The sequence below is a fragment of the Marinobacter sp. es.042 genome (assembly GCF_900188315.1).
Classification (GTDB): domain Bacteria; phylum Pseudomonadota; class Gammaproteobacteria; order Pseudomonadales; family Oleiphilaceae; genus Marinobacter.
Genome location: NZ_LT897781.1, coordinates 2,782,648 through 2,808,754, shown reverse-complemented (window position 1 = coordinate 2,808,754; position 26,107 = coordinate 2,782,648). Strand labels below are relative to the sequence as shown.

General features: G+C 57.3%; 24 protein-coding genes. 5 read left to right on the top strand and 19 right to left on the bottom strand.

Translation table 11 applies throughout. From position 1 onward, the window contains the following. Positions 1–3: 3 nt before the first annotated feature. The 4 genes from CFB02_RS18100 to CFB02_RS13100 form a co-directional block, all read right to left on the bottom strand. The gene (locus CFB02_RS18100; RefSeq protein WP_157677813.1) at positions 4–825 is read right to left on the bottom strand and encodes a DUF6671 family protein; all 822 of its coding nucleotides are present in this window, start codon (positions 823–825) and stop codon (positions 4–6) included. Beyond that, on the bottom strand, positions 825–3,212 hold the full coding sequence (locus CFB02_RS13110; protein ID WP_088558330.1) for a YbcC family protein: 2,388 nt from the start codon (positions 3,210–3,212) through the stop codon (positions 825–827). Before CFB02_RS13110 ends, CFB02_RS18100 begins: the two co-directional genes overlap by 1 nt. Continuing rightward, positions 3,212–4,786 carry an NADH-quinone oxidoreductase subunit L gene (locus tag CFB02_RS13105; protein ID WP_088558329.1) on the bottom strand — a complete coding sequence of 525 codons (1,575 nt, stop codon included), beginning with the start codon at positions 4,784–4,786 and terminating at the stop codon, positions 3,212–3,214. Before CFB02_RS13105 ends, CFB02_RS13110 begins: the two co-directional genes overlap by 1 nt. Before the next feature lie 126 nt (positions 4,787–4,912). After that, positions 4,913–6,838 (bottom strand): methyl-accepting chemotaxis protein, encoded by a 1,926-nt coding sequence (locus tag CFB02_RS13100; protein WP_088558328.1) that lies wholly within the window; start codon positions 6,836–6,838, stop codon positions 4,913–4,915. Between the two features lie 333 nt (positions 6,839–7,171). Here CFB02_RS13100 and CFB02_RS13095 point away from each other — a divergent pair, with 333 nt between their 5' ends. Beyond that, positions 7,172–7,726 (top strand): hypothetical protein, encoded by a 555-nt coding sequence (locus CFB02_RS13095; protein WP_227519213.1) that lies wholly within the window; start codon positions 7,172–7,174, stop codon positions 7,724–7,726. 38 nt (positions 7,727–7,764) lie between these two features. Here CFB02_RS13095 and CFB02_RS13090 read toward each other — a convergent pair whose 3' ends face one another. The 10 genes from CFB02_RS13090 to CFB02_RS13050 form a co-directional block, all read right to left on the bottom strand. Then, the gene (locus CFB02_RS13090) at positions 7,765–10,200 is read right to left on the bottom strand and encodes an EAL domain-containing protein (RefSeq protein WP_088558326.1); all 2,436 of its coding nucleotides are present in this window, start codon (positions 10,198–10,200) and stop codon (positions 7,765–7,767) included. Positions 10,201–10,305: 105 nt separating this feature from the next. After that, positions 10,306–10,554, bottom strand: coding sequence for a sulfurtransferase TusA family protein (locus tag CFB02_RS13085; RefSeq protein WP_264753940.1), 249 nt, complete (start codon positions 10,552–10,554; stop codon positions 10,306–10,308). Beyond that, a complete protein-coding gene (locus tag CFB02_RS18465) occupies positions 10,538–10,666 on the bottom strand; it encodes a hypothetical protein (RefSeq protein ID WP_264753977.1) in 129 nt (42 codons plus the stop codon). The genes CFB02_RS13085 and CFB02_RS18465 overlap by 17 nt, the downstream gene beginning before the upstream one ends. After that, entirely contained in the window at positions 10,663–11,835 is a 1,173-nt protein-coding gene (locus CFB02_RS13080; protein WP_088558324.1) for a formate dehydrogenase subunit gamma, read from the bottom strand. The genes CFB02_RS18465 and CFB02_RS13080 overlap by 4 nt, the downstream gene beginning before the upstream one ends. Before the next feature lie 87 nt (positions 11,836–11,922). Then, complete coding sequence (gene fdh3B, locus CFB02_RS13075; protein WP_041645983.1) at positions 11,923–12,531, bottom strand: formate dehydrogenase FDH3 subunit beta; 609 nt, start codon at positions 12,529–12,531, stop codon at positions 11,923–11,925. 15 nt (positions 12,532–12,546) lie between these two features. Beyond that, positions 12,547–15,432, bottom strand: a complete 2,886-nt coding sequence (locus CFB02_RS13070) for a formate dehydrogenase subunit alpha (RefSeq protein ID WP_088558323.1) — start codon at positions 15,430–15,432, stop codon at positions 12,547–12,549. Positions 15,433–15,522: 90 nt separating this feature from the next. Further along, positions 15,523–15,714 carry a twin-arginine translocation signal domain-containing protein gene (locus CFB02_RS13065; protein WP_081449860.1) on the bottom strand — a complete coding sequence of 64 codons (192 nt, stop codon included), beginning with the start codon at positions 15,712–15,714 and terminating at the stop codon, positions 15,523–15,525. 41 nt (positions 15,715–15,755) lie between these two features. Further along, the gene (locus CFB02_RS13060; protein WP_088558322.1) at positions 15,756–16,367 is read right to left on the bottom strand and encodes a molecular chaperone; all 612 of its coding nucleotides are present in this window, start codon (positions 16,365–16,367) and stop codon (positions 15,756–15,758) included. Between the two features lie 109 nt (positions 16,368–16,476). Next, the gene (locus CFB02_RS13055) at positions 16,477–17,103 is read right to left on the bottom strand and encodes a DUF3306 domain-containing protein (RefSeq protein WP_088558321.1); all 627 of its coding nucleotides are present in this window, start codon (positions 17,101–17,103) and stop codon (positions 16,477–16,479) included. Beyond that, a complete protein-coding gene (locus tag CFB02_RS13050; RefSeq protein WP_172835827.1) occupies positions 17,103–17,681 on the bottom strand; it encodes a DUF3305 domain-containing protein in 579 nt (192 codons plus the stop codon). Before CFB02_RS13050 ends, CFB02_RS13055 begins: the two co-directional genes overlap by 1 nt. 143 nt (positions 17,682–17,824) lie before the next feature. Here CFB02_RS13050 and CFB02_RS13045 point away from each other — a divergent pair, with 143 nt between their 5' ends. From CFB02_RS13045 to CFB02_RS13030, 4 genes are read left to right on the top strand one after another with little or no spacing between them, the layout of a single operon-like run. Beyond that, positions 17,825–19,804 (top strand): 4Fe-4S binding protein, encoded by a 1,980-nt coding sequence (locus tag CFB02_RS13045; protein ID WP_088558319.1) that lies wholly within the window; start codon positions 17,825–17,827, stop codon positions 19,802–19,804. A 17-nt stretch (positions 19,805–19,821) separates the two neighbouring features. After that, positions 19,822–20,670, top strand: a complete 849-nt coding sequence (locus CFB02_RS13040) for an Mrp/NBP35 family ATP-binding protein (protein ID WP_088558318.1) — start codon at positions 19,822–19,824, stop codon at positions 20,668–20,670. After that, on the top strand, positions 20,667–21,371 hold the full coding sequence (locus CFB02_RS13035) for a biotin/lipoate--protein ligase family protein (protein ID WP_088558317.1): 705 nt from the start codon (positions 20,667–20,669) through the stop codon (positions 21,369–21,371). The genes CFB02_RS13040 and CFB02_RS13035 overlap by 4 nt, the downstream gene beginning before the upstream one ends. Continuing rightward, on the top strand, positions 21,368–21,844 hold the full coding sequence (locus tag CFB02_RS13030; protein ID WP_014579234.1) for a DUF6505 family protein: 477 nt from the start codon (positions 21,368–21,370) through the stop codon (positions 21,842–21,844). The genes CFB02_RS13035 and CFB02_RS13030 overlap by 4 nt, the downstream gene beginning before the upstream one ends. Here CFB02_RS13030 and CFB02_RS13025 read toward each other — a convergent pair whose 3' ends face one another. From CFB02_RS13025 to CFB02_RS13005, 5 genes are all read right to left on the bottom strand, one after another. Then, positions 21,845–23,092: a molybdopterin-binding protein gene (locus CFB02_RS13025; protein WP_088558316.1), complete on the bottom strand. Its 1,248-nt coding sequence runs from the start codon at positions 23,090–23,092 to the stop codon at positions 21,845–21,847. It lies immediately after the preceding gene. Between the two features lie 26 nt (positions 23,093–23,118). Then, positions 23,119–23,610, bottom strand: coding sequence for a molybdopterin-guanine dinucleotide biosynthesis protein B (gene mobB, locus CFB02_RS13020; protein ID WP_088558315.1), 492 nt, complete (start codon positions 23,608–23,610; stop codon positions 23,119–23,121). Continuing rightward, the gene (mobA, locus tag CFB02_RS13015) at positions 23,607–24,194 is read right to left on the bottom strand and encodes a molybdenum cofactor guanylyltransferase MobA (RefSeq protein ID WP_088558314.1); all 588 of its coding nucleotides are present in this window, start codon (positions 24,192–24,194) and stop codon (positions 23,607–23,609) included. Before mobA ends, mobB begins: the two co-directional genes overlap by 4 nt. Before the next feature lie 12 nt (positions 24,195–24,206). Further along, complete coding sequence (locus CFB02_RS13010; RefSeq protein ID WP_088558313.1) at positions 24,207–25,076, bottom strand: formate dehydrogenase accessory sulfurtransferase FdhD; 870 nt, start codon at positions 25,074–25,076, stop codon at positions 24,207–24,209. A gap of 186 nt (positions 25,077–25,262) precedes the next feature. Beyond that, complete coding sequence (locus CFB02_RS13005; RefSeq protein WP_088558312.1) at positions 25,263–26,069, bottom strand: substrate-binding domain-containing protein; 807 nt, start codon at positions 26,067–26,069, stop codon at positions 25,263–25,265. Positions 26,070–26,107: the final 38 nt, after the last annotated feature.

Here is a 26,107-nt window from a genome sequence, read left to right as displayed (position 1 = left end):
GTCTCAGGGGTTACAGGTTGGGCAAAAATCAGGTTCCGTTGTCACAGCCTCCACGGGGCGCGACTCTGAGTGGTCGCAGACGTGGCAGGACCAGACAAAAGACCTTGGCCGCTCTGTCGGCGTATCGCACGCTCTGCATGGCAGGCCTCTCTCAATATCGGTTATCCAGAATCCCGGCAGGGAACACCCTGGGCACAGGCTCTCCATCCTGTCGCGAAGATTTTCTGCCGCCAGTGCAATATTGGCCATTCTGCCAGGCGACTCATGGGCCCGAAGGTCGTACTCGATAAAGACCTGTCCAGAAGGCGAGGCGTTCCGGAGTGCTCTGAACAGGGTATGCATTTCCTGATGGTCGCGCAGCCCTTTGTAAATCTCCGGGTGCCCGGCATGCTCGGGCCGCATTACCAGGCCCTGGCCCGCAGGGCATCGATCGAGAAACATCTGCAAGTCCTCAACGGAGCGGATGCTGGCCTGCTCAAGACCAAAAGGCGCGCTGTGCTCGCCAAAGAGGGTAAGGCCGTGCTCCGGATCAAACAGGCAAACGACCTCCAGATTGATGCAGAACAGACCACCGCCAAAAGCCCCCTCGCTACCCAGGCCGATACAATTCTCGCCCTGCGCCGCGGCAATTCTGGCTTTCTCGAGCGCGGTTTCCTTTTGACTGGCGAAACGTTCTGTTTCCCGGGTAAAGGTCCCAAGGCGATCGGTGTCGAAGCTGCTGTCGCAGGTTAACGCCAACCCGAGCGGTTCCAGTGGCCGCGCAATGGCGGGCAACTTGCCGTGCCGGGTTAGCAAAACCGCGAAGCGGCCGGCCCAGATCGACATCAATCCTCTCCGCTTTGACCGCCCGTGGAACTTGAACGAGTCGCCACGGGATGCCACTCATTCCGGTACAACCTTTCGATCGAGGTATGCTCATCGTCGATCCGGAACAGATACAGCCAGTCGTTATCGATCAGCTCCTGCACAACTTTGTGTTTTTGCGCGATCTCGGCAATGGCTTCCCTGGGTGCCGCCAGATAAACGCTCAGGCGCAGGGGTTCGTGAACCCAGCGCTTACCATCGTGTACTGACTGCAGCGGCAAACCGATTCGCAAATCGCCGCCGTTGCCCTCGAAAACGCCCAGGTGGCCGCCAACCACGTTGTGCAGGACCTTGTTGCCGCTACCGTAATGCAGATTGTCGGTAACAGACATGAAGTACTGAAGGTTTATCCAGTGGGTGACCACCATGGGCGCGGTCATGATCAGTTCGAGGATGCTGAAGCCTTCATCCTCGCGCCAGCGGTAGTCGTGGAGGAAACTGCGGCCACCCAAGTCCAGGTGTCGCGTGGCCGAGCGAGGCGCCACGATAAAGCTGGCGTTGCCGGCAAGCCCCCATTCCGGCCGCACTTCGGACCAGTCCTGGCTGCGCTTTTTGATGGCGCTGTCAACATCGCTCTCGTTTGCGATACCAAGCCGCAGGGCGCGTTCACGACGTGCCTGTGCTCCCGCATTGGCCAGGAAACCCCGGATCTCGTCAGGAACATCACCTGAGCACTCGACCTCGTCGGTGGTCGTGTTATGCAGTGCCCCCACGAATCGGGTTTCGGAGGGGATCGAAATCCCCTGCCCAGCCAGGGCCGCACGCACATCCTTGTCGTTCAGGATGCCGGCAAGTACACGAACGTTTACCGAACCGGTCTGTCCGCCGCAGGCGCCGCAGTCGAGGCCCGCTGCGTGGGGATTGTTACGCGTGCTGCTGCCGTGCCCGACAAGGAGAACGGTGGGCGCAAAATCATGAGTCAGGGTCATGGCCCGGAGAATACCCCCGGCCAACTCCGCCTTCTCCGCAGCGCCCAGCAAGGTCCCGTTCTGACGGATCTCGAACTCGGTCTGTCCCTTATGGAGTTGATCGACCGGGTTATCCGAAGACTTACCGAAAAAGGTTTTGCGAACCATGCGTCCCAGACCTGCCAGGCCCATGCTCTCGATAAAGCTGAAGCTCGCCGGGCCGGCGTTGGAAAACTGTGACCAGTGGGAGTGGTTGGCTAATGATTGCTGGCTGAAGCTGCCGGCAGGTTCGGCCTCAGTAACCTCGAGCGCCGGCGCCAGCAAGCCCGGCAATTGTGGCCGGCAAAACCCGGTGCCCTTGGGTCGATAAGAGATCGGGAGGCCGAAGAACCCGGCAAACCCGAGGGTCTGGATAGCGGGATTCTGGGCTTCGAGCGCACGACGATAGACCTCCGAGCGAACATCGATGCAGAAGGCCGCCTGTAACTTCAGCGGCTGATTGTCCGGCGAGGGATTTTCAAGCCTGGTAAGCAGCTTTTCAGCCATCTGTGACTGGTAGGCTGACTCAGCCTCTGTTTGCTGGCGCCAGCCTGTGGTTTGAGATTGCTCATGGGTCTGCAGCATCTCTGGCCAGGCATCCCATTGTTTGAGCCAGCGGTGTTTCAGTTCGGCAAAGATGGCCCCGCCAACGTGTTGGACGTGCCGCCATATGGCGAGCTCCCAGGCCAGTCGGATGGCCAGGAGGCCCGGCAGCAGGTCTTCCTCGTGGCCACTGAGTCGCGCTTGCCACCGCAAGTAGGCGGCCCAGGATGACCAGCCGTTGATATCCAGCAGGAGCGCATGGGCATAATCCGGCGCATAGTCCGGTTGTGATGCCAGGGCGTCGAGGGCATCGGTAATCAGTTTTTCATGCTGATCCGGCAACACCTGAAACTGGGAGGGCAGGGATGGTTCTCCCATCACAATGGCAATGCCGCGATCAGCCCGGGTCATCTGCAACCAGCTATGGTAAAGGTCCTGGGCATCCGCCTTGAAATCACCGGCATCCAGACGCTGGAAATAGTCGCCGCAGAACTGGCTGATCTGATGGACAACTTCATCCTGCCAGCCTACCTGGTGGGCGGTGTCGCGATTGCGATCCAGCTGGGCGCTGAGATTCTGCCAGTGTTCGGGCATGCTGGCGGTCTCGGCGGCCGCCGGGCCGTTGCCCTGTCCGGCAAGCGCTGCCTGATTCTGGCAGCAGGTGCCATTGAGTGCCGCCATGCGCGAAGCGACCCTGGTGAATGGCAGGTCCCGCATTTCCCAGAACGGATTCACGGCGATCATCTGATCCAATGGCCAGGAGGGCGCGATTCGCGCGCAGGCATCGGTGACGGCCGCCTGCCAATCTGGTGTATGGGTGGTTGCTTCGGTGGTGGCATTAAGGCTCGACGCTAACATTATGCGGACTCCCTGGAACCAGAGGTTGAAGAGACGCTGACCACGGCTCGCGGCCGCACGACATCAGGCAGTTTGGCAGGCCATAGTTTCAGGGTCAGGCGGGTGGACCACTCATCGAGGTAGCCCGCGGCGAACAGGAACCGGTAAAGCCTGGCGCCTGCGGGTGAGAAACGGTGGTAGCGAATCTGGTAGTAGCCGCGTACCAGGATTGCGATAAGGGCAGCGACAAAAACCACTTCCAGCAGGCTTGCCTGGCTCTCCGGTGGGGCGAGCACCATTCCGAAGAAGGTTTTCTGAAGCCAGTACAATGCCCAGAAGGCGGCGCCGATAATCAGGCCACGCCCGACCGTTACAACGCCGCCTCCGGCCGACAGGAATTCTGAGAGCAGAATCGTCAGGGCGATGCCCGGCACAATCCATGAAAACATGTGTGCTGTGCTGGTCTCATTGGACAGGAAAATAGTTGGCAGCATGAACAGACCGGCGAGGACTGCGGCCGCCAGCCATTCCCGTGCCCCGGGCTCATTGACGGCAACCAGGCGTTTTTTCATCGACAACTCAACGGTGTTGCCGGCGTTCAGGAAGGTGTGGGCCTTATAGGCAGAATGGGCAACCAGATGAAGGAGTGCCAGCTCGTAAAGTCCCAGAGCGCATTCCACCAGCATCCAGCCCATCTGCGAGCAAGTTGACCAGGCAAGCTTAACCTTGATGGAAATGCGGGTCATCATGACAAGGCTGGCAAACACCGCCGTGGGTCCTGCCACTGCAAGCAGTAGCCACTGGGCGGCGCTTACTTCTGAAATGAGCGGTGCCATCAGAATCATCAGGAAACCGCCAAGGTTCACAACGCCAGCGTGAAGCAGGGCAGAAACCGGCGTGGGTGATTCCACCACCTGAATCAGCCAACCGTGGAACGGCATCTGTGCGCATTTGAGCAAAGCAGCCACGGCCATCAAAACCGCAGCGATCTGGGCGCCGGCGGGCACCTCTGTTGCACCGGATACCTGGGCCAGAATCCGATCAATAAAGGGCGTGTCGTACTGGACATAGAGCAGGAGGAACGCCAGTGCCAGGCAGAACTCCGCAATTCGCGCAAAGATGAATTTTTTGTGCGCGGCCAGGGCGGCGCGCGGGCGATCAGGAAAGAACATCAGCAACTGGTGCAGGCTTACGCTGATGGCAATCCAGCTAACGAGGAAAACCAGCAAATGATTGGTGATGGCGATCATGGCAACGCTGGCGAGGATCACCTGAAGCCAGATCATGAAACGGCGCTGGCCGGGATCCCCCGCAAGATACCTCTCTGAGAAGCGCCCCAGCACCATTCCCAGCAAAGTGATCAGCAGCAACATGATTGAGGCCAGAGGCGCGTGACTGAACCAGACGCCATCGACCGGCCACCACCAACTTCCGATTGCAGCGGCCACAGCAGATACAAAGGCAAGCTTGAAGGTCAATGACCGTGCGAGAAGGTTGCTCTGGTTGGTTGCCAATCCGGTCGCGACTGCTCCGGCACCGAAAAGCAGCGGTACCAACAGTGAAAACAAGGATTCGATTGCCTGAACATCGAACATGCAAGGACCTCGGAATCAGAAGTATTTGGTACGCGTAGTATCCGAGGCTTTTGCTGTGAACAAAAATATATATATCTGATCGATTCGTTCGTTATTAAAGAATGATCGCCGAGTATGGAAACCGGGTCAGGTCCGGTAAGAGTCCAATTGAGACTTCAGTTTTTCAGCGAGTTGTTTCAATGTTTCTGCCGCCTCATTGGTTGATGCGGCGTTCTCCTGGCTGCTGCCAGCCATTTGCCGAATGTGCTCAAGGCGCTGGTTGATGTCCTCAGAAACCTGACTTTGCTGCTCGGCGGCGCTGGCCATTTCAATGTTGGTATCCCGAATGGTTCGAACGCTCTCGCGCAGTGCGTCGATCGCGTTACCGGTTTCGCGGATCATGTCGTTGGTTTCAGTGGCCAGCTGGCTGCCAACCTCAATAACGTTCGTTACACCGGCAACGCCTTCCTGTAGGTGATTGATCTGGTCCTGGATCTCCTTGATGGATTCCTGGGTTCGACGGGCCAGGTTTCTGACTTCGTCGGAGACTACCGCAAAACCTCTGCCGTGCTCCCCGGCTCGGGCTGCCTCAATCGCTGCGTTCAGGGCCAGAAGGTTGGTCTGTTCTGAAATGTTTTCGATGACGGAAAGAATATTGCCGATGTTATCCGATGCAGCTCGCAGTGAAGCGCTGGTTTGCGCGGAGCTCTGATTGTTTTCGAGCTGGCTCTGTATTTTTGCGGTGGTTTTTGCAATGAGCGACTGGCCACTTTCGGCCAGACCATCCGCCTCTTTTGCAATGTTTTCCGCCCTGGATGCGCTTTCGGCAACGGTTTGAGCGGTTGCTGTCATTTCATTCATGGCGGTTGCAACCTGCTCTGTCTCCTCGGTTTGTTGCGAGACGACGGTTGCGGAGTCCGATGCAATGCCCCTGAGGCTCGACGAAGCTCCAAGCAGGCTTTCCGACGAGCCTTTGGTTTCTGAAATCGTGGTTTGTAACCGATCAAGCAAGCGGTCAAAGCCCTGGGCCATGACATCCAGTTCGCTCTTGCCCGTTGCATTGAACCGCACGGTGAGGTCGCCCTCTCCACTGGCAATGTCGTTGATGGCATCAATCATTTTTTGAAGAGGTCGAGCCACAACCAATTGTGCCAGGGCACTCAGACAGCCGATCAGCACCAGTCCACCGATCAGAATTGCAATGATCGTCTTGATAGTCTGATTGCGAACCATGGCTGCCACTTCGTCTTCTGAATAGCCGGTTACAATCTGATAGCCCCAGCGATCAAACGCAGTGCGTTCAAGATTCCAACCGTCCGGTTCGTTTTCCAGCAGGTTTTGCAGTGGATCGGTTTCAATTGAATTGGAGTGCATGCGGAGTCGACCCTTGTCGTCCACCAGGGCGAGAAACCCCCTGTCCAGCAGGCTGGATGAGGTGATGGCCGCTTCAAGTTCTTCAAGGTCTGCTGAATAGCCCACATACCAGATGCCGATAATCTGGTTTGAGGCGTTGCGGATCGGGCTGTATGCGGTGAGGTAGGGATTGCCGAGGATATCGACCTGCCCAAAGTAGGCTTCACCACGGCTGATGGCCTGCCCGGCGGCGCCCGCCATATTGAGCTTGGTGCCGATGGCCCGGGACCCATCGTCTTTCTTGACGTTCGTGGAAACCCTCACAAAGTCCTGACCGTCGCGAACGAAGAGTGTGGCTGTGCCGTCCATGACCTGGGTTATGCCGTCCACCAGATCAAAGTTGTTGTTGATCATGGTGTCGCCCAGAAACAGTGCTGGCGCCGATTTGCCTGCAACGGGTTCCGTTCCCTGAACCCGGGCGGTTCCCATTTGCTGACCACGCTCAATCAGCAGATTCAGAGAGTTCTTCACCCGTTTCGACATGAGCTCGTCGGTAATGGAGAGCATTCCGGTGATCTCCGCGACAAGATCACTCTGCCTTTCTGCCACATCTGCCGTGATCGTTTTCTGAGTGTTCAGAGCGATCACAATGCTTGCGAGCAATGCGATGACCAGCAGAACAACGGCAATCGAGACGATGAACACTTTTCTGATAGACATGCTGATTCCTCAGAATCTATAAGCTTGACGGACTATTGGAGCGCGCAAATCACTGCGATCTTTTTTTATATCGGCCGGGATCTTTGCTTCGTTAATCATTATTTCGTCATTCGTGGATGATTCAAGAAATTATGACGTGCATGTGCTGTCAAGAGGGCGAAAATGTTGCTCTGGCAGCACTGGACTGGCTGCAGGTTTGTAAAACCTTGTTGCAATCACCATATTTCGGCGTCCACGAAGTGATCCATTGATGGAGCTTGAGCTCATCGAGCAATGGCCATTCCTGGACGACGCGTGCAAGAAGTGAAAACCGGAAAAGACCGAGGCAAAGAATTGGATTGTGAAAAAAAGGGCGCTTTCCTGGCTCGAAGGAAAAAGCACTCGACCCTGACCGCTGGGGTTTATTACCCGAAACCCGAAGCCATTGCGGCGGACTACTGGGGTGTCTTTGTTGATAATACGCCCTACATACTATTGGTGCCTGACGAAGAGCGCAGTGCCCGCGAAAAGGCCGAGCGGCTGGCTGAATCGGCGAATTTCCGCACGCTGCTTGAAGCAACCCTGACAGCCTGTGAGCGGATTGAAGCGAAACCTGTTGATGGCAGCGTCGTGGATTGGGGCGAGCCCCTCACCGTGATAAGCGCCAGTCGCTCTGGCGACGTCGAGACGGGGACAAGAGAAATCGGCGAGGTCAGGGCAATCCTGATGCCCGGTTGTCATCGGGCCGTGGCAGACACCCTGTGTATCGACGATACGCTGGCGACTGTGATCGATTCGAAGTTCCCGCAGGTTTCGAATTTTGACGATCTTCCAGAACTGTCGGATCGAGACGTGAAAATGTCGCTGGGTAACCTCGAAGCCCGCAAGCATCCACGAGGTGGCCACTAGGGTCAGATGCTCGCCGGCAAACTAAAACTGCTGTTTGTTCACTGTGCGCTTGTCTGCGTCGAACGAAGAAACGCGTCCATCGCATCCGTGCCGAGGGGGCGGCTGAAGTAAAAGCCCTGGGCATCACATTTTGCCTGCTTGAAAAACGCCACCTGAGCCTCGGTTTCAACGCCCTCGGCAATCGTTTTCAGTTTGAGGGTTTTTCCCAAACCAATAATCGCGCGCACAATGGCTTTGTCTTCTTCGTCATCCGGCAAATCCATCACGAAAGAACGGTCTATTTTCAATTTGTCGATGGGCAGTCTTTTCAGGTAGCTCAGGGAGGAATATCCGGTACCGAAGTCATCAATGGCGATGGTGATGTTCCTCTTTCTGAGTGCGTGAAGCTTCGGTATGGCCCTTTCGGGTTGGTGCATGAACGAGCTCTCGGTTAACTCCAGTTCCAGATGCTCTGGAGGCAATCCGGATTCGTCCACAATCGCTAACACCTCGGCAAGAAAGTTCTCATCGTGAAACTGCGATGCAGCGACATTGATAGAGATGCGCCCTATGTCCAGGCCAGCATCCAGCCAGGCTTTCCCCTGGTGGCAGGCCGTTTGGAGCACCCACTGTCCTATGTTTCTTATGGTGCCATTTTGCTCGGCAATCGGTATGAAGCGATCCGGTGTAATCAGTCCCTTGTCTGGATGCTTCCAGCGTATCAGTGCTTCCATACCGGTGAGTTTTCCAGCCTCCAGATCAAACTGGGGCTGATACTCAAGGAAGAGTTGATTGTCAGAAACCGCCCGCCTGAGAGCATTCTCGAAGAACACGTACTCCAGTGCCCGGGCGGTTGATTCGCTAGAATAGAATGCATAGGTGTTTCTGCCGTTCTCTTTGGCCTGATACATCGCTGCATCGGCGTCAGCCAGCAGTTCTGCCGCGTCATTGGAGTCCTGCGGAAAGAGGCTGATTCCAATGCTTACGGTTACCCCGATCTCGACATCGTCCATGGCGAACGTCTCTTTAAACGCTTTCATCAGAGTGTCGGCGACCTGTCCGGCATGTTCCGCGCCGTCAATGTCTTCCAGAAGAACGACGAACTCATCTCCTCCCAGGCGTGCCGCCGTGTCGGAAGCACGTAGCTGCTCCCTCAGGCGAGCAGCTACGTGCTTCAGCAGTTCGTCCCCCGTGGGATGGCCCATGCTGTCATTGATGTTTTTGAATCGATCAATGTCGATGAACAAGACCGCTATAGAACGGCCGGTTCGCTCCGACAGACGGATGCTCTGTTGCAATCGGGAATTGAAAAGGAGGCGGTTTGGCAGGCCCGTCAGGGGATCGTGGTGAGCCAGATAATCCAGCTTTTCCTGATGGGCTTTCAGTGTAGAAATATCTGAAAATACCGTCACATAGCCGACCGGCTCGTCTTTGTTGAGAATAGTGCTGATAGTCAGCAGTTCCGGGAAGACACTTCCGTCTTTCCTGCGGCTCCAGATTTCACCACGCCAGTGCCCGTTTTCCAGAACACTTTGCCAAATGGCATTGAAGAAGCTTGGATCGTGTTTTCCCGAATCGAGAAGGTGGGGCGTTTTGCCGATTGCCTCCTCTTCCGTATAGCCCGTAATCTGGTAAAAGGCATCATTAACCTCAATGATCCTGTTATCCAGATCGCTGATCATCACGCCTTCAACCGTACTCTGGAATACCGTCGCCGCTTGACGCAGCTTGTCATCAGCGATGCGCGCCTCTGTCACATCAATAGCAACTGCATAGATCAACCCCGTTTCTGGGGATGGCACTGATGACCAGGACAGCCGGCGGTAGGAGCCGTCTTTGTGCCGATACCGGTTTTCAAACTCCGATGACCCTTCGCTGTTTTCTATGACTCTGCCGGCTTCGCTCAGGGTTTTCTCACGGTCCTCCGGGTGGACAAACTCGATGAAAACCTCTCCTTCCAGTTCGTCGCGACGATAGCCCAGCTTTGTTTCCCAAAGTCCATTGACCCGCACGAACTTGCCCTCGAAGTTGACCATCGCGTTCATCGTCATGCGCTGATCGAAAAAGCTGTCCAATGCTTCCTGGGTCTGGCGTTCGCGTGTTACATCAATGATCACGCTATTCCAGCATATGTCTCCATTTTCACGCTGTTTGGGAGTGCCGGTGCCACTCAGCCATTTCACAACACCGGAAGCTGGCTTGATCCGCCACTCGTGTCTCCAGAAGGTCATGGCTTCCGCAGAACCACGAATCGACCGGGCCAGTCCCTCGACATCCTCAGGCAGAATCATTTCCCATAGTGGGCCTGGATCACGTTTCAGTTCTGACGCTTCAATCTCCCACAGATCAACACACCCCCGGCTGATGTAGCTCAATTGGTCGGTGCCGTCAGGATGGAGAATATACTGAAAGATTGCCCCGGGGATGCCGTCGGTAAGCTCCAGGTAAAGGGCATTTTCCTCGCCTGGAGTGGAAAAGAGTGGGTCTGAACTCATCGGAATGCCAATTATTAGAGAGCCTAATTAAAGATAGGCTGTTGGCGTCTGATTTTCCAAGGGGGTGGTGAAGTGCAGGGAAAGATTGAAAGTTCAGTTGCGGTTTTATGCCAGGGAAATACGGTAACGGGTGACGCCGGCGTCTTCCTCTCTGGTCCACTCAATCCGGTGGCCGGTTATATCACAGAGGGCCTGAAGGTCCTTTCGGCCGGTGGGATCATCCGCCAGGAAATCGACGAGTGTTCCGCTGGGCAGGTCTTTGGTCCGTTTTTTGAAACGCAGGATGGGGAGAGGACATACCAGACCGACGGCGTCGATCTGGTATACCCCGGACTGATCAGTCAAGGCGCACACTCGTTGCACTGCTGCCCTGTTCGGCAGCCGACCAGCCGAACTGATTCAGCACCATCGGTGCAGCAGTAGCAATCAGCAGAGCTGCGACAAAAGCGGAAATCATGACTTTCACGACGAACCTCCTTTGCCTTGTTTCGCTTCAACCTCAGCGACCCACAGGTCGTGGTGCTGACGTGCCCATTCCAGGTCCACCTGGCCATTGCCCATGGCGTCGAACGCGCCCTCCATACCAACGGAGCCGATGTAGATGTGGGCAATGATGGCCAGCATCATCACAAACGCTACAATCGAGTGCCAGATGTTGGCGTATTGCATCTCTTCGTGTGGCGTGAGCTCAGTTGGGAAGCTGGTTCCAATGATGCTGTTGATGACACCGAAGGTGTCAGCAAACATTGGCATATGGAACGGGAACAGCAGCGATAGCCCGGAAAGGGAAACGGAGGCGCCCAACACCATTACGGTCCAGAAAATGATCTTCTGGCCAGCGTTGAATTTCTTCGCCGACGGATGTCCTTTGGTAAAGATGCCCCCGCCCGCTTTGAGCCATTGCCAGTCCAGCTTGTTGGGGATGTTGTGGGCTATCCACATTACGAAGGTCATCACCAGTCCCAGCATGAAAGACCATGCGATGTTGTTGTGGACCCATTTGGAGCCGGCAGCGATGGTTGCAAAGGCGTCGTGGCCGATTACCGGAATCAGGAAGCTACGCCCCATCAGCGTTAATAGGCCTGTGATGCCGAGTGCGATGAAAGAGCCTGCCAGCAACCAGTGTCCGAATCGCTCGATGGCTTTGAACCGCTGAATGGTTGTGCCCGCAGGGCCCCCATCAATCATGATCTTGCCGCGAACGAAATAGAAGACAACCAGCAACGCAAGGAAGCCGAGTATGGCGCCCCCACCGTACGTGATGATCGGACCTTCGCGTAGCTGATACCAGGGCATGCCTGCGTCCTGAATCATTACCTCGTTGGCAGGGCCCGGGGACTGAATTCGGGGATCGATCTCGTTATAACGGATTGAACGCCAGACATCGGCATCCGAGCGCCCGCCATTCGTGCCCAGAGGCGCAGTAGTAGGTGCTGCGTTTTCAGGGTTGCCGAGGTTTTCAGACCGAAACGAATCATCCATCTCCAGCTGTTGCTGGCGGCGCATGATGTCTTCGAGGGTTTGGGCCCCCCCGGTCGCGGTCCGGTCAACCGTAGTGGACTCTTGTGCCCACACAGGGTTGAACAGCAGTGTCGCCAATACGAGGAGGGCGGCACTAAAAAGTTTTGTTTTCATTAGAGCACTCCAGCGGAATGAACAAGAAGAAGTTGTCGTCTTGACAGACGTCGGGGCCCCGAAGGGCCCCGCATGAGTCAGGCCAGGTTATGCACCTTTCTTCTCGTAGGCCGTGCCCCATCCCCAGGCGCCGGAACCGAAACCACGATTCACAACACGCTGGCGATAGATGTCCGCCACTTCGTTGCCGTCACCGGCCAACAGGGCTTTGGTCGAGCACATTTCCGCACAGATCGGCAGTTTACCCTCAGCAATACGGTTACGACCGTATTTCTGGAATTCAACTGTGGAGTTGTCTTCTTCCGGGCCGCCTGCACAGAACGTGCATTTGTCCATCTTGCCGCGGCTGCCAAAGTTGCCCGCTTGCGGGAACTGGGGCGCACCGAACGGGCAAGCGTAGAAGCAATAGCCACAACCGATACAAAGGTCTTTGGAGTGCAGCACCACACCGTCTTCGGTCTGGTAGAAGCAATCCACCGGGCAGACGGCCATACAAGGGGCGTCTGAACAGTGCATGCAGGCTACCGAAATCGAACGCTCTCCTGGCTTGCCATCTTCGATGGTTACCACTCGGCGACGGTTGATGCCCCAGGGGACCTCGTGCTCGTTCTTACAGGCCGTTACGCATGCATTACATTCGATGCAGCGCTCGGCGTCGCAAAGGAATTTTGCTCTTGCTTGTCCTTCAAGTGCCATGGTCTACACCTCTTGTTATGCCGGCATAATCGAACATAGGGTGGCTTTGGTCTCTTGCATCTGAGTGACCGAGTCATACCCGTATGTTTGAACTGTGTTAGTGGATTCGCCCAGAACGATGGGATCGGCGCCCTTGGGATACTTGTCCCGCAGGTCCTTACCCTGATAGTGCCCGCCGAAGTGGAATGGCATGAACGCCACACCCTCGCCAACACGCTCTGTCACCATGGCCTTCACCTTGATCTTCGAGCCTTCCGGACCGGACACCCAGACGTCATTGCCGTCGCGGACATTCAGATTGTTGGCGTCGCGTGGGTTGATCTCGATGAACATGTCCTGCTGCAGTTCTGCCAGCCAGGGGTTTGAACGGGTTTCGTCACCGCCACCCTCGTACTCGACCAGACGTCCGGAGGTAAGGATGATCGGGAACTCCTTGCTGAAGTCGTTCTTCTGGATTGACTCGTACAAGGTCGGCACCCGCCAGAAAGTCTTGTCCTCGTAGGTCGGGTAATCCGCTACCAGGTCGCGACGTGAGGTGTACAGAGGCTCACGATGCAGCGGCACCGGATCCGGGAAGTTCCAGACAATGGCGCGTGCCTTGGCGTTGCCGAAGGGCGCACATTCGTGTTTGATGGCCACGCGCTGGATACCACCAGACAGGTCTGTCTTCCAGTTGGTTGACGCCCCGGCGACAGCTTCAATGCTGGCTCGCTCCTCAGCCGTCAGATCACCATCCCAGCCCAGGTCCATCAGCATCTGCATGGTGAACTCGGGATAGCCGTCCTTGATTTCCGAGTTCTTGGAATAAACACCGTCTGCCAGAATATTCTGGCCGTTGTGTTCAACACCAAAGCGGGCCCGGAATGTCAGTCCGCCTTCGGAAACCGGCAGCGACATGTCGTACAGGTTGGCGGTGCCCGGATGGTTCATCTCCGGGGTGCCCCAGCATGGCCACGGCATTCCGTAGAAGTCGCCATCGCAAGGTCCGCCAACCGCACGGAGGGTGGTCTTGTCGAAGTGGTGCTGGTACTTCATGTGTTTCTTGAGTCGCTCTGGCGACTGGCCGGTGTAGCCGATGGTCCACATGCCGCGGTTGAACTCGCGGGTAATGTCCTCAATCGACGGCTCATTGCCATCAATGGCGATGTTGCGGAACATGCGATCGGTGAAGCCGAACTTGTCCGCAAACAGCTTTATGATTTCATGATCGACCTTGGAGTCGAACAGCGGCTCTACCACCTTTTCACGCCACTGCAGAGAACGATTCGACGCGGTTACCGAGCCGGTGGTCTCGAACTGGGTGGTCGTGGGCAGCAGGTAGGCGCCTTCCTTACGATCGTGGAGTACGGCAGACACAGTCGGGAAGGGGTCCACTACAACCAGCAGGTCGAGCTTTTCCATGGCTTCCTTCATTTCTGTCATCCGGGTCTGGGAGTTGGGCGCGTGGCCCCACAGAACCATGGCCCGGGTGTTGTCTGGCTGATCAAGGTTTTCCTTGGCTTCCAGAACACCGTCAATCCAGCGGGAGACCGGGATGCCCTTTTCGTTCATCATGGCGCGGGACTTGCCGTCCTTATCCCAAACCGCAAAGCGGCCTTTGAGATAGTCCAGATCTTCTTCCCAGACACGAGCCCAGTGCGCCCAGGAGCCGGCTGAGAGACCGTAGTAGCCGGGCAGGGTGTCAGCGAGTACGCCGAGGTCCGTTGCGCCCTGAACGTTGTCGTGGCCACGGAAGATGTTGGTGCCACCACCTGCGACGCCCATGTTGCCAAGGGCGAGCTGGAGTACGCAGTAGGCGCGGGTGTTGTTGTTACCGTTGGTGTGCTGGGTACCACCCATGCACCAGATAACCGTGCCGGGCCGATTGTTGGCCAGAGTGCGGGCCACACGCTCAAGCTGTGCTCCGGGTGCGCCGGTTACACGCTCAACTTCTTCGGGATTCCAGCGCTTCACTTCCTCGCGAATGTCTTCCATGCCGTACACACGGGTACGGATGAATTCTTTGTCTTCCCAGCCATTTTCGAAGAGGTGCCAGAGAATACCCCACACCAGCGCAACGTCGGAGCCGGGGCGGAAACGCACAAACTCGTCGGCATGGGCCGCTGTGCGGGTGAAACGCGGGTCGCAGACGATCAGCGGAGCGTTATTCTCTTCCTTCGCCTTAAGAACGTGCAGCAGCGACACCGGGTGCGCTTCGGCGGGGTTGCCCCCGATGATGAAGATCGCCTTGGACTTGTGAATGTCGTTGTAGGAGTTGGTCATTGCGCCGTAGCCCCAGGTATTGGCTACGCCGGCTACGGTCGTGGAGTGGCAGATACGAGCCTGGTGATCCACGTTGTTGGTGCCCCAATAGGCCGCAAACTTGCGGTACAGGTAGGCCTGCTCGTTGTTGAACTTTGCGCTACCCAACCAGTAGACCGAATCGGGACCGCTTTGCTCACGAATTTCGAGCATCTTGTCGCCGATTTCGTTGATGGCGGTATCCCAGGAAATCTTCTGCCACTGGCCGTTGACCATTTTCATGGGCGACTTGAGGCGACGCTCGCCGTGAGCATGTTCCCTGACTGCAGCACCTTTGGCGCAGTGAGCACCCATATTGAAGGGGCTGTCCCAACCTGGTTCCTGGCCTGTCCACACGCCGTTCTGAACTTCGGCTTCTACGGTGCAGCCAACCGAACAGTGTGTACAGACCGATTTCTTGACGACCACTTCTCCGCCACCGGTTGCCGGAGCCGCAGCTTCAACCCGTCCCGATGTCAGCGACAGTGCCGCCAGACCGCCCACTGCCACGCCAGACGTTGTCAGGAACTGACGACGGTCCAGGGTCTTGGCAGCGAGAGAAGAAAGCAAAGAGCCTGCACGGGAGCCTTTCGCTACCCCGTTGGTCTTCTTCCTTAACATGTTGTTTACCTCTCTCTTTATTATTCTCGTTTTTTCGGAAAGCTGAGTCTCTCAAGGGCCTTTCGCAACCTTGATCAACTCAAATCCCCGTTAAAAGCGAGCCGATTCGAAATACTTACGGGTGTGTTCGGTATCACGTAAACCGCGGCTTTTCGGAACGTCTGTCCTGACGACCTCGGCTGCGGCGTTCGGTGCAACCGTCATTGCAACGGCAGCTGGAGCTGCTGCTGCAGCCATTTGCAAGAAACGGCGACGGCTGTTTTCACGCTTCGGGTTGTCCATTGGACACCTCCCCCTGGGTTTATGGGACCTTGGGATCCCGGTTACTGAATTGCAAAGGCGTCGGCTTCTACCGCCATGAAGGCTCGACCGAGCGAACCCACTGGTGCGTAAAAAATGGCGCTTTGCGCTTCTTCCAAGTCGGTAAAAAACAAGGCTGCCCACTTTGCCAGGTGGGCATCAAAAAATGCTTTTTGCGACGGCAGTCCGCTGTCGCATGGAAATTCCCCGGTGATGATGCCCGCCATGATTTCGCAGAGGGTGCCGATGTGATCTTCCGGCTCTTTTACGTCGCTGCGGGATTTGATACCGCGGGTCATGAGATCGCTTCGCAGATCCGCCAGGGGCTTCTCATTCAGGAAGCCAGTGAGGTAATAGCTGGCATAGGGAAGTAGTTCGCCGCGACCAAGTCCGACAAACAGGTTGTTGAACTCTCGCTCGGCGTCATACGGGTTGGTGCGCTCGGCAAGGGCTGCCAGGTTCTTGCAGGCTGAACCGAGGGGCGTCTCATCACCCTGCAGTGACGCCAACCCCTTCAATAAACCACTGGAGGGCGGCTCTACAAGCAGGACGCCAAGCAGCTGATAGATCTGGGCCCTCGCACGATCTTCTTCAGAGATCGAACGCGGGCACTGGATTTCCGCAGTGTTACTCAATTCCTGTTCCTTCTAATTATTATGTGCGGCCTGTCACGCTATTCTAGTACATAAACAAGAATAGTGGCCTGACCGACCTTTAATTTGCTAATAGCTGAAACGTATTCTGCTAATAGTCAAAACGCATACGAGGACGGAATCGTGGTTCCGGCTCCTCTTCCGAGTAGGTCGCCTCTTCTTGGGCAAGCTGCTGCTCGGTAAGTTCCGTCGGCGTTGCCATATCTTCCAGCTCGGGGTTGTCCTCAGGATCCGGTTCTTCGGCGGTTGTGGAATCAGGCTCTGCCAACGATGAGACTGCCTGCTTTTCCGACTGATCGTCCACAACGTCCGCGGCTTTTTTGGCTTTGTCGACGAGCCCCTCTCCAACCTTGTATAAAGTTTTCACTGTCTGTCCGGCCGTCGAGGCCAGTGTGTAGTCCTCATCGTAATCATTGAGGCCGTCCAGAACCGCCAGTACCGGGTTGGATTTCCAGAGTCCCCTCAGGGCCTTCCGGCGGAGGAACTCCGGAATTTCCTTGCGCATGAAGCCGGTGATGTCCGTACCCAGTTCAATGTTTTCGGGGTCAGGCAGGCCATACTTCTCTAGCAGCTCGTGTTCCGGCAAGGCTTCATTGATCGCAAGTTCCTGTTCTTCCGGCGCTGGCTCAGTCTCGATAACCGGAGCAGGGGATGGTTCCGGGCGCTTGGCGGCTTCGGCCTTCTTGCGAGCCCAACGCTGGAGTCTTGATTCGGACATTACTGAATTCTCGGCTTTTTGATGTTCGCAGGGGCACGGTAAACGTCGCTTTCCTGGCGAATGCGCGGGTCGCCCTTGGCATCCTCGGCGCCATCAACGCGAACTTCATCGCGGCGACGTTTCTTGAACGGCTCCTCGATGTAGTGCATGTCGATAAATTCCTTGATCCAGGCCGCCATTGATTCGGGAATGGGAACCGCCTCAACAATGCTTTCGCCGCTATCAAGGGCGTCCAGTGCTTCATGGGCGCTGGCGGTAATAGTGCTTACGACCCATCCGGAGGGCGACTGGCTCGTTACATCTCTATCCATGATGATCCATACGGATGGAGCGGCCATGTTCAGAGAGACCAGATAGCCTTCGACGTCGGCCCGAAAAAGCTCCATCGTAACGGTGCCCGCGTGGTAATCGACCACATCTTCCTCGCGAACCAACTCTTTCCAGAATGCATCAGGTGCGCCAGGTATAACGGCAACCGGCTTCCAGATTTCTTTTACCCAGCGAGTGACGCCCGGAGATCGGCGAACGACAGCGCCAACCCTCAGCTCGCGTTTCCACTGTTCTGTACGACTACTCATGGTGCTTCTCATTTTTTGTTATAGCGTAAAACTAGCAGGGCACAAAAGATTATCCAATTGTCCAAAAGATAATGCCTGTGGCATGCTCGAAAAGCGATACGTAAGCGTATACGTATAAAAACAACGAAAGAGTCAATTTCCTGATGACGGCACATAAGACCTTATTACTATGCAGCTGCGACAAATCACAGACCTTCGATTCAGAGGCTTTGCGCAAAGCCGCAGGCGCTGAACAGGCGATTGCAGTTGATCAACTGTGCGGCAAGGAACTGAGCGTTGCTGCCGAGCATCTGGGCGCCAGCAATGATGTCCTGATTGCCTGTGGCCAGCAGGCCGCTTTGTTCGAGCGCCTTGCCGAGGACGTTCACGCCGAGATCCAACACGCCGCGCCACTCCAATCCATTGATATCAGGGATCGTGCTGGCTGGAGCGCCCCCGATGCGAAGCCCGAGCGCCTGCACGCGAAGCAGGCAGCCCTGGTTGCCGCCGCCCAATTGCCGTCGCCCATGGCGCCGGCGAAAACCATTCAGTCCAACGGCGTGTGCTGCATCGTCGGTCCTACCGAGAAGGCAATCCGGATGGCCGGACTGGTGCAGGACGAACTGGGTGTTACCTGCATTGTTAATGATGCCGGCCCCATCCAGCTGCCATCTGCCGCTTACGACGTGGCCAAGGGCCAGCTGACGGGAGCCTACGGTGCACTAGGGAATTTCAAGCTGGAATTTGCCCATCTGCAACCCTTGCACCCGGCCGGTCGCGGTGAGCTGGGTTACGAGGCGGCCAAGCCCACCGCCCGCAGCGAATGCGATGTGTTTATCGATCTGCGGGGCGGCGCCCCGGCATTTCCGAGCCACGAGAAGCGCAACGGCTACTTCTGGGCCGATCCGGAAAAGTCCGGCGAGCTGGAGCGCATTGCCCTGACGGCAAGGGAAATGGTGGGTGAATTCGAAAAAACCGTCTATTTCAGACTCGAAGAGTCTTTGTGCGCGCACTCCCGGGCCAACAAGCCTGGTTGTACACGGTGCCTGGATGTCTGCCCGACAGAGGCTATTTTTTCCTTCGGGGATCACATCCAGATTGATTCGGATATCTGTGCCGGTTGCGGCTCCTGCGCTGCCGTCTGTCCCACCTCTGCAGTGACCATGAATGAGACGCCGTTCGAGGCTATCACCAAGGCTGTGGAAGTGATGGCCAAAGTCTATCGCGAGCATACCCACGAATCGCCCCGCCTGGTCTTCCACACCCTGGAGGCCGGCACAGAGGCCATTGCCAACCTGGCCCGCTACGATAATGGTCTCGCGGATGATCTGATCCCGATGGGGCTGGAGCATGTCGATCGGATCGGCCACGCTGAAATCATGGCGGCGTTTGGTGCCGGCTACGCCGAGGTTCTGATCCTTGCGGACAACGAGCTGGATCGCCGTGCAGTGACCGCAGAAGTGGAGCTGGCCCAGGCCATGCTCAAGGGTACCCACAACTCGCCGAGCCGGATCAGGATTATTTCCGCCATCGAGCTTTGCGACGCCGGGGACAATGCCGGTCGCGTGAGCGACCCTGTGCTGCTGGTAGGCGGTCGCCGGGATATCACCCGGGTGACAGTGGCTGCCATGTCGGAAAAAGTTGAAGAGCCGATTCCGTTGCCCAAAGGTGCGCCTTACGGTGCCATCGAAATTGATTCCGATAAATGCACGCTCTGCCTTGCCTGTGTATCACTATGCCCGACCGGTGCCCTCGGTGACCATCCGGATCGGCCCGAGGTGCAGTTCACGGAAAACGCCTGCGTCCAGTGTGGTGTCTGCGAGAGTACCTGCCCAGAGACCGCCATCACCCTGAAGCCCCAGCTTGATGTATCCAAGGCGGCGCTCAGTGCCCGGGCGTTGCACGGTGAAGAGCCCTTCGAATGCATCAAGTGTGGCACCCCGTTTGGCGTAGCCAGCACGATTAACCGCATCGTCGAGAAGCTGGAAAACCAGCACTGGATGTACAAGAACTCTGATAACGTGCAGCTCATCAAGATGTGCGATGACTGTCGGGTCAAGGCACAGTTCCATGGCAGCACAGCGCCCATGGCCGGTGGCGAGCGCCCGCGGGTCCGCACCAGTGATGACTATCTGGACAGTTAAAAACAACAGGACACACCATGGTTGAGTACACCGAAGTAGGAAAAAATCCGAATCTGATCGGAACTGACGCTCCAAGGCCTCAGGACAAAAACCCGAGGGGCGTGGATCGCATAATTGCCATTGCGTCGGGTAAGGGCGGCGTTGGCAAATCGACCGTGTCGTCCAACCTGGCTGTGGCTCTCGCCTCGAAAGGGCTGAAAGTCGGCTTGCTGGACGCTGACGTCTATGGCCCGAGCCAGCCCCGCATGCTGGGGGTTTCCGGTCGTCCCTCCAGCCCGGATGGAAGCACCATCCTGCCGCTGAGAAATCACGGCGTAACGCTGATGTCCCTGGGCCTGATGGCACCGGAGGACGAAGCTATCGTCTGGCGCGGGCCGATGCTGATGGGCGCCTTGCAGCAGATGATGAACCAGGTTGAATGGGGCCGGCTGGACGTGCTGCTGGTGGATCTTCCGCCGGGCACCGGTGATGTCCAGATGACCCTGAGCCAGAAGTTTTTCGTAGCGGGTGCGGTCATTGTCTCGACGCCGCAGGATATTGCCCTGATGGATGCTCGCAAGGGCATTGATATGTTCAAGCGAATGGAAGTTCCGCTGTTCGGGCTGATCGAAAATATGGCGTCGTTTGTTTGTGATGGCTGTGGCAAGGAACACCACCCATTTGGACACGGCGGCGCGCGGGCCGAGGCGGAGAAATTGGGTTCGCCTTTCCTGGGAGAGATTCCCCTGGATCTCGATATCCGGGTAGGGTCGGATGGCGGTGTCCCGATCGTGGTCTCGAAGCCTGACAGCCCCCAGGCCCAGGCTTTCCAGCGCATCGCCGATGAAATTGTCGCCTCTGACGTCTACGCCCGGGCCATCCAATGATCGAATCACCCCAATTCCCACCGTTACTTGCGGGAGAAGTGGTGCCCAGACACATGGACCCGTTTGATAAAGCCGTCAGCCGGGCCATCGCGGGTGTCGATTCCGGCACGGTGTTCTACTCCGAGCAAGACGACACCCTGCGCGCGGCCCTGGTCCTGGCGCCCGAAACACCACTTGAAGAGGCCATTCAGGTGGTTTATGTGGCCCAGATAGGTTTGGCCGAGAGTCTGGGTGCGCTCGCTCCGCCGGAAGTGCCGGTGTACTTTGAGTGGCCTGATCGCATTAAGGTAAACGGTGCGCTATGCGGCAGTGTCCGTTTCGCATCCGATGTATCCGATCCCCAGGCCTATCCCAACTGGCTGGTGATTGGCATCGAGGTGCCGTTTATTCCGAAGACGGACCAGCCGGGAGAAAATCCGGATGAGACCTGTCTCTACGAAGAAGGATGCATCGAGATCACGCCCATGGCTCTTCTGGAAAGCTGGTCCAAGCATACGTTGTTGTGGTTGACCTACTTTTTGGACAGCGGCTTTGAGCGGGTACATAACGAGTGGCGGCCAAGGTGCGACACCTTGGGCAAAAGGATTGAGCGGCCCAGATCCGGCACCTTCGTTGGCCTGGATGAAAAAGGCCGGATGCTGTTGCGTCAGGATGTCATGACCGAGACGCTGAGTTTGATCGAATTCGCGGAGCACGTATGAAACTGGCCCGAACCCTACAACTGGATATTTCCGACGAAAACGTATTTGAAAAGCCTGCACCCAGCGGTGAGTGGGCTATCTCCGGTGGCTTCGAGTTTTCCAACTGGACCGAGGGAGACCTGAAAGGCAAAGCCCGTCAGGCGTTCAGCAACGGCTGGTACAGCATTGAATCAGGCGGGCGTGCCAGTTTCGTGGGAGTGTGCAACATTACCGAACCGGAACTGGAGCATGTGCGCAGGACCCTCGCTCAGACCTTCGTTGACCATTACGGCGCGCCGGATATCGACGCGGCCTACCCCGTGGCCTGTGAGGAAATCGATCAGATGCGCAGCATGTGCGAGGATTTCGAGGACAACACGCTGTTGATGGTCAGCCGCACCCTGACCGAGCTGGGTGTCGAGGAAACCTACCGTTCCCGGGGGCCTCAGGATGCCTCACTGGAGGCCTTTGCGGTTCACGGCAGCGTCGACTGACTACAGACCGAAGCTGCCGTAAGGAATAAACCGCACGGGAGTGCCCGGCTCGATCTGCTGGGCGCTTTCATCCAGTTCCACCAGCCCCTCGGACCAGGCCAGGCCGGTCACCCGGCCGGAGCCCTCCGAACCGAACACCTCTACCTGTCCATCGCGGACCCGTGCCCGCAGCATCTCGCTGCGTCCGGGCTTTTTGTTTTTCGAAAAATTCGCCGGCATCACGTAGGCCTGCGGTTCGAACCATTCTCCGCCTGCAAGTAATGCCATTGCCGGGGCACCAAAACGCAGGGCACAGACCCAGGCGGCGACCGGATTGCCCGGCAGGCCCACCACGGGTGTGCCCTGGAACATGGCGAGGGCCAGCGGGCGGCCCGGTTTGATGGCAATGCGCCAATTGCTGATGTCGCCGTGGGCTTTCAGGGTTTTCGACACGTGATCTTCGTCCCCGGCCGATATGCCGCCGCTGGTGAGGATCAGATCGCACTCTTGCGCCCCTGTTTCCAGCGCCGATTTGACCTCGTCAGCCCGATCGAGTGCATGGCCAAGGTCCACCAGCTCGTAGCCCAGTTGCGAGACCAGGGCGCTGAGCATCGGCCGGTTGGCATCGTAGATCTGCCAATCAGTGACCGGGGCGCCTACCGGTTTTACCTCATCGCCGGTGGACAGAACGCCAACCCGCAGCTTCTGGTAGACGTCGACCGACTCCACCCCAACGCTGGCGAGTACTGAAATCTGCGTGGGCGTCAGGCGAGTTCCTGCGATCAGGATTCGATCCCGGGCCTGGATGTCTTCACCGGCTTTGCGGGCATTGGCGCCCGCTTTCAGAGTGCCGTTCAGATACAGCTGGCCATCCCGGACTTCGCAGTCTTCTTCGAGGACCACTGTGTCTGTCCCGGATGGAATGACTGCGCCGGTGAGAATCCGGATCGCATGTCCTGCGGGAACCTGGCCTTTGAAAGGCTCGCCGGCGGCACTGCGACCATCGACCAGAGGCAGCGTGCAGGGAACCTCCGTTACAGGGCCCGCCAGTGCATAGCCGTCAACAGCCGAATTGTTGCTTGGTGGGTGCGCACGGGGAGCGTAGACGTCGCTTGCCAGGATACGGCCGTTTACCCTGGACAGCGGAACGGCGCGTTCAGTCTCCACCACAGGGTGCAACCGTGAACGCAAACGCTCAAGGGCCTCCTCGACCGGGGTCCAGTTGACGCCGGGGGGCAGGGCAAAGCAGTCGTTGCGAAGCGGTTTCATGGATCTTCGGCTCCTGGTTATGCTGTTCAGGCTTGCTTGCGGTTCAGAATAAAATCAGCGATGGCGGGAATGTCGTTTATGTCGAAAACCGGGCCCGAGAATTCGGTAGCGTAGTCCGACGCCACAGCAACAATGCTCGGGTCCTCGTTGAACAGCGGTGACCTCGAACCCTCTCGTCTATGCACTTCAATCTTGGCGTGGGTGTGGGTTTTGAATCCCTCCACCACGACCCAGTCACAGGGGCTTAGTCGTGCCAGCAATTCATCCAGCGTCGGCTCCGCCGCTCCCCGGAGTTCGTGCATGATGGCGAAGCGCTGACCGCCAGCGAGGATGACCTCTCGGGCGCCGGCGTCACGATGCTTGTAGCTGTCTGTTCCGGGTTGGTCCACATCCACCATGTGGTGGGCGTGCTTGATCGAATTGACCGTTAACCCCCGGCTGGACAGCTCACGAATCAGGGCCGAGGCCAGGGTGGTCTTTCCCGAGTTTTTCCAACCTACAATGCCGATAACGTTCACTTCAGGTTCTGCTCCGCCCAGGCCAGATCTTCCGGCGTATTGATGTTGAAAAAGTCGCCTTCGTTGAACACCACCAGGGTTTCGCCCTGGGCTTGAGTCCACTGGCGGATCTTGCGAACCCCATCGTTCAGGGCCCCCCGGAGGTTGTGGCGCAAGGATACCTGCCAGCGACCAAACGTTGGTTGTGGCAGTCGGCCCCGCTCGGGGTCCGGCGTGGCTGCCAGTACCACCGGGGTATCATGTCCGGCCAGTCGTGCGGCCAGGTCCCGGGGAAAGGAGGGGGTGTCCGCGGCAACGCTGATCAGCCAGTCATGGCCTTGCTCGGCCGCCCAGTCCATGCCGGCGAGAACACCGGCCAGCGGGCCGGGAAAGCCCTCGATGGAGTCTGCGACCACTGGCAAACCCAGATCGTCAAACCGATGTATATCGCCGTTGGCATTCAGTACCACCGCGTCGACCTGCGGCGTGATTCGCTCAATAACCCGCTGGATCAATGACTGGTCGCCGAGCATAAGCCGGCCTTTGTCGCCGCCGCCCATTCGGTTTGCCTGGCCGCCGGCCAGGATGACTGCGCAATCGGTCACGCCGTGCCTCCGTCAATCATGCCGAGCCCCTTTTCGACGCAGCTTTTTGTCTTCATCGGGAACCTGCGAGAGGTCCTGATCGAACACCAAGCGGTGTTGGCCGCTCAGACAGGTGAATTTCTTGCCTCGCATCCGCCCGATCAGGGTCAGCCGGACTTGCCGGGCAATGTCGACGCCCCAGGCAGTAAAGCCGGAGCGGCTGATCAGAGTGGGAATGCCCATGAGCGATGTCTTGATCACCATTTCCGAAGTGAGTCGCCCGGTGGTGTACAGCACTTTATCGGCCGCAGAAATATTGTTCAGGTGCATCCAGCCGGCAATCTTGTCCACGGCATTGTGGCGCCCGACATCCTCCATATAGGCCAGGATTTTCTGGCCCTGGCACAGCGCGGTACCGTGGATGGCGCCGGTCTCCATGTACAGGCTAGGTGTGTGGTTGATCTGGTAGGAAAGGTCGTAAAAGGTGCTGGTGTGTACCGGGGTGTCTGGCAAAGATAGCCCTTCCAGTCCGGCCATCATGTCGCCAAAGACCGTGCCCACCGCGCATCCGGAGGTACGGGTTTTCTTTTCCAGCTTGTCCTCAACATCAGTAACGCTGGAGGTTCGAACCACGGCAACCTCAAGTTCCTCATCAAAATCGATCCCGGTGACCTCATCGGTTTCTTTGAGCATGCCCTGGTTGAGCAGGAAGCCGAGGGCCAGGTACTCGGGGTGATCGCCAATGGTCATCGCCGTGACGATCTCCTGGCTGTTCAGGTAGATGGTCAGTGGGCGCTCTTCGATCACGCTGATCGATTTGGCCTCGCCGTTTTCGTCAACACCTTCTACCGGCCGGGAAAGCCGGGGATCCGTGGGATCGGGAAGTATGGGATCAATCGTCATTTTTGTTATAGCCGTTTCATGAATGCCGCAGAGTGGAAGTTGTACGGAGATGGGCAGAGATTAGCTTATTTGGCATTCTGGAAAAACAGCTGCTTTCAGCCAATAAAAAACCCCGGCATGGCCGGGGTTTTTTATTGGGGTAAAACCGGGTCAGGCCGGGGGCCTTAAAACTTTGCCCGTTTTGTCTTACTGGGCGTTCGGGAAGAACAGTTGCTGTCCGTCTACCTTGAAGTCGGCAATTGCCTTTTGTCCGTCGTCGGAAAGCAGCCAGTTGTGCCATTTTGCAGCCATCTCATGCTTGAGATGCGGGTGCTTCTCTTCAGAAAGCAGCAGGCTGCCGTACTGATTGAACAGCACTTTGTCACCTTCGAAGAGCAGCTTCAGGTTCTGGCGGTTTTCAAACGCGACCCAGGTTGCGCGGTCTGACATCACATAGGCATCCATGGCGGCTGCAGTGTTGAGCGTGGGGCCCATGCCGCTGCCCAGTTCACGATACCAGCTGCCGCCCGGTTCAACACCGGCACTTTCCCACAGGCGAAGTTCTGCACGGTTGGTGCCACTGTCGTCACCACGAGAGGCAAACGGTGCCTCTGCTTCAGCAATGGCAAACAGCGCTTCAGCGGCGGTTTTCGCTTCGCTGATGTTGGCCGGATCATCGGCAGGGCCAATCAACACAAAGTCGTTGTACATCACGTCGGCCCGCTCTGTGGCGTAGCCGTTCTCCACAAAACGTTTTTCGCCGGCGGTGTCGTGCACCAGAAGGCTGTCGGCATCGCCACGGCGGGCGATTTCGAAGGCCTGGCCGGTACCAACGGCGACAACGCGCACTTCGATGCCAGTGGCGTCCTCGAACTTTGGCAGGATCGAATTAAATAGCCCCGAGTTCTCGGTTGAGGTTGTCGAGGCCAGCGTTATGTAATCTTCGGCGTGGGCGCTGAAGGCGAGGCCCATGGTAGTGACGGCTGCAAGAACCAGATTCAGGGTCTTTTTCATCTTGTTATCTCCATCTTGGGTTTCGTTCATCGGGTGAG